Origin of the sequence: Acinetobacter lwoffii (genome assembly GCF_022809915.1) — a bacterium.
Taxonomy (GTDB): domain Bacteria; phylum Pseudomonadota; class Gammaproteobacteria; order Pseudomonadales; family Moraxellaceae; genus Acinetobacter; species Acinetobacter lwoffii_M.
Window position 1 is genome coordinate 94,200 of sequence record NZ_JALGQY010000011.1, and the last position, 6,286, is coordinate 100,485.

The following is a 6,286-nucleotide window of genomic DNA, read 5'->3' on the forward strand; positions in this document are numbered from 1 at the left end:
AACCCGATCCATCAAGGTCGGGTTTTTTATTGCCAAAATTTTAATAATGGAATTCACGCTATGACCATGTTTTTAGCACCTTACACCAGCATTGCTGATATTGATGGAAGCCCGCTTGATGCGGGTTTTGTTTTTATAGGGGAGCAAGGAAAAAACCCGGAATCTTCTCCAGTTTCGGTGTTTTGGGATGCTGAATTCACCATTCCAGCAGCTCAGCCAATTCGAACACGTAATGGCTATCCAGTACGAAATGGAAGTCCTGCAAAAATCTACTTAAAAGAGCCAATGCACTCTATTTCTGTAAAAAATAGAAATGGTTCTACTATCTTTGTGGATGTTAATGGTGTTGGCTTGGTTTCTACACTTTTGGTGCGACCAAGTGGTGTAACTGTTGAGCAGACATTCAAAGATATTGATCAAGAAATTAACACTAAAGCCGATCAAAACTTTGTTGAAGAGCAGCTGGAATTAAAAGCGAATGCTGCAGATGTTTATCAGAAAGATGAGGTATTCACCAAAACTGAAGCCAGTGCACTAATTGATCCTAAAGCCGATCAGACCTATGTTGATGATGTGGTGGGCGCAATCAGTACAGACGCTAATAAGCAATACGCAACACTAGCTGCAGCCAATGCAGATATTGCAAATATTGTTGTCGGACGTAATGTTTTTATCAGTGAGGCAATAAATGGTGGCTATTGGTACAAGGCGACATCAGAAGCAACAAGTTTAACAAAGAGTGCTTATGATCCACTGACGCAAGCAAAAAGTTTCGCAGATGCAAATCCACTCTTTAAGCCTACTGCACTTACTATAAATGATAATTTAAATTCAATTACACAGACTGGTTTCTATACAGCATGGGATTGTGAGCCAACAATCGCTAAAAATTATCCCGTAGCTGGATCGGATGGTTTTGGTTCTTTATTGGTTGAGCATATAAAAAGTGGCAGCACAGGGTCTGTAATATCTCAAACCTTCAAACTTCACTCATCAAATGGCGTTTGGCATAGAACAACGAATCAAGCAGGTAATTCGTGGGGGGCATGGGTTAAGTTGCTTAACGCTTCGGATTTGCGTAGTATCACAATGGTTGCCGATATACCAGAAGGTACAGATTTAAACAATTACTTAATTATCGGGCAGTCACAAACAGTAGGTGATATCAATAGTTACAGTAACTTACCTCCACAGATGGAGGAGGTTTTCGCCGCAAAAGGGGCAGGGCTGCTTACTGTACGTGCGGGAAGCAATAATACATATATTCAGCAATATGACGGCTATGCTCGATTCGGCAGTTATTATCGATCACGCAACGGTAACGGAACATGGAATGCATGGAAGCCGCTAATTGATCAAAACCAGACAAAACTGAAAAGTAATGTTGATCTAAACACATTGACTGAAAATGGCTCATATATTTGTAAATCAACAACAGGTGCTGTGCATAATTTTCCGACGTTAGATGCTCTAATATTGCTTGTATATCGACATGAAGCTGAAAACGTCACTAAACAAGTGGCATATAGCCGGGGCGGTAATGAAGCTTACATTCGTACATATTACCAAAGTTGGTCGCCTTGGAAACGTATTGCAACCGAGCTTGATATTGCAAATACGAATGCCGAAATAAGTAAGATTAATGCAAAAATCGATAGTTCTTACGCAATTAAATCTGAGCTTAAAAATCCATTCAAATGGACTAAGATCAAGCTAGTCGGTGATTCAATCACTTGGGGGCTTGGTGCAACAGGGCAGACAACATCAGAGCCACGCAATCATTTAATTACGGACACTCGTAATACAATTGATACATCTGTGTGTAAGACATGGGCAAATCTGCTGCGCTCATGGATTGCTAAAACTTATTGTAATAGTTCAGTTGTCGAAAGTGGCGCAGGCACTGGTTATGGTGCTAAACAAAATTCAGTAGTGTGGGATGATGAAACGCTGAATCGTGTTGTTATGCGTGATAAAAATAATGCTGTTAAAACGGATGCTTTGAAAAAAACATACGTCGGCATTGATACTTCCGCGGGAAATAGTTTTGGAAAATTAATCAATCTTGTTAGTCCGCTGCATGAATCCGAACGGCCAGTTTTAATGGAAATCGATATTGTTTCTGACAACATCACGATTGCTTACCAAGCGAATAGTGCTGCGAGTGATGTTATTAATGTGTATGTTGATGACGTTCTGCACTCTACTTTTAGTGCTGTGAACGCTTCAACAAACAAATTAGCGGAACACTCAGTTTCATTTAGCTATGGCAAGCATAAAATACGAATTCAGAATGCTTCAACATCGTCAAGTTGGGTCCCGATTTATGGATTTAAAATAACTAAGCGCGTGTATGTCAGTAATGACGGCATTATCGGGACAAACTCAAAAGAGTGGGTTGATTCGCTTATGAGTGCGTCTTTAGTTGGTGACGAAGATATAGTCTTTATGATGCTGGGTACAAATGACCGTCAAGCGAGCTACGGGCTTGCTGGTTATAAACAGTATATTTCCGAGTGTGTTAATAAAATTAAAACACTCAGTCCGCAAGCCAAGATTGTATTGATGTCGTCAACGTTTGCGCAAACTGAAAACGAAACAATGAAATTTTCAATGACAGATGTTGATTCTGTACTTGAAACGATTGCTAAAGAGCAAGATATTCCATTCGTTAGTCACTTGAAGTATTGCGCACAAGCTGTGTTAGATGGGGTAAACATCTGGTCGGACGGTCTACATTTAAACGATGCGGGTCAAAAGCTCTATTTTGAAAATATTGTTAAAACAATTTTTCTGAAGTAGTTAGGTTACAAGAAACAGCTTGCTGTTGTTTACCATGGAACCGCATCTTAAATAACCACAACAAACCACCACCAACCCTGATCCTTAATGAGATCAGGGTTTTTTATTACCAAAATTTAGGGGGGATCATGCAGGAGCATGAAAAAACATTTTGGATGCTGGTTGTGATCGGGGCTGTCATTGGCCTGTCCAAACTTCTGGTATCTGAGGAGAGGCTAACTGTTCGACTTGTTTTAGGTCGGACTATTTTGGGATCGGCTTCATCCGTTTTGGCTGGTGGGGTCTTATTACAAATTCCGGATATTCATCCACTGGCTTTGATCGCAATTGCATCAGCTCTAGGAATTCTTGGAAGTACATTTATTGAAAACTGGCTTAAGAATAAGGCTGCGAATTGGAGTGTCAAATGAAATTAATTGAACAAAGTGCCTGGAAGTATCTTTCTGTAAAGCTCCCAATTTTGGGAGCTTTTTTATTACTTGTCATTATTCCGGCATTGCAATGGGCGATGGACTTTAAAGTAATACCTGTTGAGTACCATGCCTACGTGACAGGTGGTGTTATGGTCTTTTTATCATGGCTTGGTAAAAAGTGGTATCAGCCAAGTTTGCATCAGCCTTTGGGGTTTGTGGCTGTGACAGCAGGTCATAGTAATTCTGATCCAGGTGCAGTAAACGGCAAAATTAAAGAAGCGGATTTGGTGACTAACTTCCGCAATGCAGTGACTCATTATTTGCGTGAAGCAGGGCTGCAAGTCAAAACGGATGGCACTGGCACCAAGAATGACCCGTTATCTGCTGCAGTAAAGTTAATTCAAGGCTCAAGTGTTGCAGTCGAATTCCACATGAATGCTGCAGCATCAAAACAGGCGAATGGCATTGAAACGATTGCATTACCCAAAGACAAGAAACTGGCTCAAGACTTATCGAAGGCCGTGGCAGATGCGCTTGGTAGTCGTTTACGTGGGGATAATGGCTGGATTGATCAGTCTAAATCTGCGCGTGGTCGACTGGCATACGTGAATGCCGGCGGTTTGATTGTAGAGCTTGGTTTTATTTCCAATGAAGATGAACTTGCCCGATTCAATGCGCGTTACTGGCTGGCTGCTAAAGCTGTGGCCAAAGTCCTAATCGAATATGAGGCCAGCAAATGAGCGAGTTTAAGAAAGTCAGCAATATTTTGCTTGAGTCAAATGGCATTTATTTCGTTGAATGTCCGGGATGTAAAACCTTACATCCCATCCATGTTGGTGAGCAACATCGGATCAGATGGGGTTTTAATGGAAATGTGGATGCTCCAACATTCACACCGTCATTGATGGTAAATCAGGGCCATCCAAGTCAATGTCACTCTTTCATCACCGATGGAAGAATTCAATTCTTATCGGATTGTCATCATAGCTTGGCTGGTCAGACGGTTGACTTGTTACCAGTGGAAGAATTCTAATGTTGAAAAGCCCTCACATGAGGGCTTTGTTTTTTACTTTAATAAATAATTCCTTAATCCCCACCCGGATTCCTTCCTGAAAATCCTTCCATTCTTTATTGTGTGTTCTATGTAAAAGTAGGTCCATGTTTTCATTATTATCCCCTAAGCCCATTTCTTAATCGTTGTGCAACCTCGGTAGCAGTTGGATTGTAATAGGTATTCACCAGAATATTAATATCCGTATGTCCGGTAATCTTTGCCAGATCTGCCGGGTTCTGGATAATCTGAGCCATGCGAGTAGTAGCCTCATGTCGCAAATCGTGAAATCTTAAATCCTGAATATCACACTTATCCCGATATCGCCTAAATAAAGCCGAAAGGGAATCCGAATCAATACTCAAAACGCGAGGACTATTTACACCTTGCATGTGGCGCAGCAATTCTTCAGCACGTTCTGATAGTGGAATATTTCTAGTTAGGCCGTTTTTAGTGTCTGGTAGGTGCACATACATTTTATCAATGTGAACATTCTTCCAGGTCATTGCTGTGATTTCACCAAGCCGCATTGCAGTCTCAAGCGCAAAAAGCATAGCCCACGCAACTTCTTGCCCTTTAGTTTTAATCGGCTCACCTTCAACATAAGAGCAGGCATTTAAAATAGCCTCTATCTCATGATCTGCTGCACGTCTATTTCGCGGTGGTGGCAGCTTAGGTCTTGATACTGTAGTAAGGGGAGAGGTGTGCAACCAGCCCAGTTCGCGGATACAGCAATGCAGTACCGCGCTAAGTAATTCCATTTCTCTTGAAACAGTCGTAGCGGTCACATCCTTAATTCTGGCATCGCGGTATTTCACAAAATCAAATGATTTGAGATCTGTAAGGTTTTTTGACACTAATTGCGGATTATCACGGATCAATTTTCTTAAGCGTAGAGTTTCCCAGCGAGCACCTTTCTTTTTTGGTGTGACATTCTTCAGGTAATACTCAATAGCTTCTTGATAGGTGTGTTTAGGTAGTTCACCTTTTGATGCCTTGGCCGCATCCTTGAGTTCAATAATTTTACGAGCTGCCCACTCTAATGCTTCTTTTTCTGTATCATGGGTAGAAGTGTGGCGCTTGTTTTGATGATTGACGCAAATACGCCAACTATCACCGCGCTGAATAGCCTTTGGTATCTTCATAATGTCGTGGTGCAGATTTGGTGCAAATCAAATGATTAGATGATGTATTAAATCACATTGCAATACATTCTAATACAACATTAATTTATTAAAAATCAATGGTTAAAATAAAAACCCTTACAGAATAAGGGTTTCAATTTAATGACGATATGCTCTCTATCCCCACCATCATATTAAAGCAAGGCGAGTGCCTTGCTTTTTTATTGCCTGAAATTTGGCAAAGCCGTTGTATTTATGCTGTGTTGTATTCTGATTCCATGCACTGCTTCAAAAATAATTTATGAATAATAGTTTCAGTATTTTGAATGCTCATGTTGATCAAGATTAGAAATTTATTTGAGTTTTAATTTGAAATGTTGGAATTGAATCGAAATGATTAAAAATAACGAATGGGCAGTCATATCTTCAAATCAATCAAATTTTCGACATAAATTTTATAAAAAATTAAACTAACTGTTTATTTTATAGCGGAATAGATTGTGATTGCTTGTAAAATCGCTTGTCAATGCCGGTCTATCTCTATAATATACACAGCCATTGGGGACGTGGCGAAATTGGTAGACGCACTGGATTTAGGTTCCAGCGCCGCGAGGTGTGAGAGTTCGAGTCTCTCCGTCCCCACCAATCGATATTTGGGTAACTGGATATTGGGTGGAAGTAGAGGATTGGTGTAATGGTAGCATGACGGTCTCCAAAACCGTTCGTCAAGGTTCGAATCCTTGATCCTCTGCCAAAGTTTGAAAAAAATCCAACGCTAAGTTGGTACCCTGATGGGGACGTGGCGAAATTGGTAGACGCACTGGATTTAGGTTCCAGCGCCGCGAGGTGTGAGAGTTCGAGTCTCTCCGTCCCCACCATCATATTAAAGCAAGGCA

The 6,286-nt window shown here is 40.9% G+C and carries 5 protein-coding genes and 3 tRNA genes; 7 read left to right on the plus strand and 1 reads right to left on the minus strand.

Features of this window, described 5'->3' with window-relative positions:
* Positions 1 to 60: 60 nt before the first annotated feature.
* From MTX11_RS07930 to MTX11_RS07945, 4 genes are all read left to right on the plus strand, one after another.
* Positions 61 to 2,802: an SGNH/GDSL hydrolase family protein gene (locus MTX11_RS07930; protein ID WP_243474834.1), complete on the plus strand. Its 2,742-nt coding sequence runs from the start codon at positions 61 to 63 to the stop codon at positions 2,800 to 2,802.
* Positions 2,803 to 2,930: 128 nt separating this feature from the next.
* Positions 2,931 to 3,212 (plus strand): phage holin family protein, encoded by a 282-nt coding sequence (locus tag MTX11_RS07935; protein WP_034702970.1) that lies wholly within the window; start codon positions 2,931 to 2,933, stop codon positions 3,210 to 3,212.
* A complete protein-coding gene (locus tag MTX11_RS07940) occupies positions 3,209 to 3,955 on the plus strand; it encodes an N-acetylmuramoyl-L-alanine amidase (RefSeq protein ID WP_243474835.1) in 747 nt (248 codons plus the stop codon). Before MTX11_RS07935 ends, MTX11_RS07940 begins: the two co-directional genes overlap by 4 nt.
* A complete protein-coding gene (locus tag MTX11_RS07945; protein WP_243474836.1) occupies positions 3,952 to 4,248 on the plus strand; it encodes a ubiquitination-like system serine protease family protein in 297 nt (98 codons plus the stop codon). Before MTX11_RS07940 ends, MTX11_RS07945 begins: the two co-directional genes overlap by 4 nt.
* 137 nt (positions 4,249 to 4,385) lie before the next feature.
* Here the strand turns inward: MTX11_RS07945 and MTX11_RS07950 are convergent, their stop codons facing one another.
* Entirely contained in the window at positions 4,386 to 5,411 is a 1,026-nt protein-coding gene (locus tag MTX11_RS07950) for a site-specific integrase (RefSeq protein ID WP_243474837.1), read from the minus strand.
* A gap of 539 nt (positions 5,412 to 5,950) precedes the next feature.
* Between MTX11_RS07950 and MTX11_RS07955 the strand changes: the two genes are divergently transcribed.
* From MTX11_RS07955 to MTX11_RS07965, 3 genes are all read left to right on the plus strand, one after another.
* Positions 5,951 to 6,035, plus strand: a tRNA-Leu gene (locus MTX11_RS07955).
* A gap of 35 nt (positions 6,036 to 6,070) precedes the next feature.
* Positions 6,071 to 6,144, plus strand: a tRNA-Trp gene (locus MTX11_RS07960).
* A 39-nt stretch (positions 6,145 to 6,183) separates the two neighbouring features.
* Positions 6,184 to 6,268: transfer RNA gene (locus tag MTX11_RS07965), tRNA-Leu, on the plus strand.
* Positions 6,269 to 6,286 lie beyond the last annotated feature (18 nt).

Coding starts and splice junctions, on each gene's coding strand:
- MTX11_RS07930 (WP_243474834.1), top strand. CDS start 61: ATGACCATGTTTTTAGCACCTTACACCAGCATTGCTGATATTGATGGA.
- MTX11_RS07935 (WP_034702970.1), top strand. CDS start 2,931: ATGCAGGAGCATGAAAAAACATTTTGGATGCTGGTTGTGATCGGGGCT.
- MTX11_RS07940 (WP_243474835.1), top strand. CDS start 3,209: ATGAAATTAATTGAACAAAGTGCCTGGAAGTATCTTTCTGTAAAGCTC.
- MTX11_RS07945 (WP_243474836.1), top strand. CDS start 3,952: ATGAGCGAGTTTAAGAAAGTCAGCAATATTTTGCTTGAGTCAAATGGC.
- MTX11_RS07950 (WP_243474837.1), bottom strand. CDS start 5,411: ATGAAGATACCAAAGGCTATTCAGCGCGGTGATAGTTGGCGTATTTGC.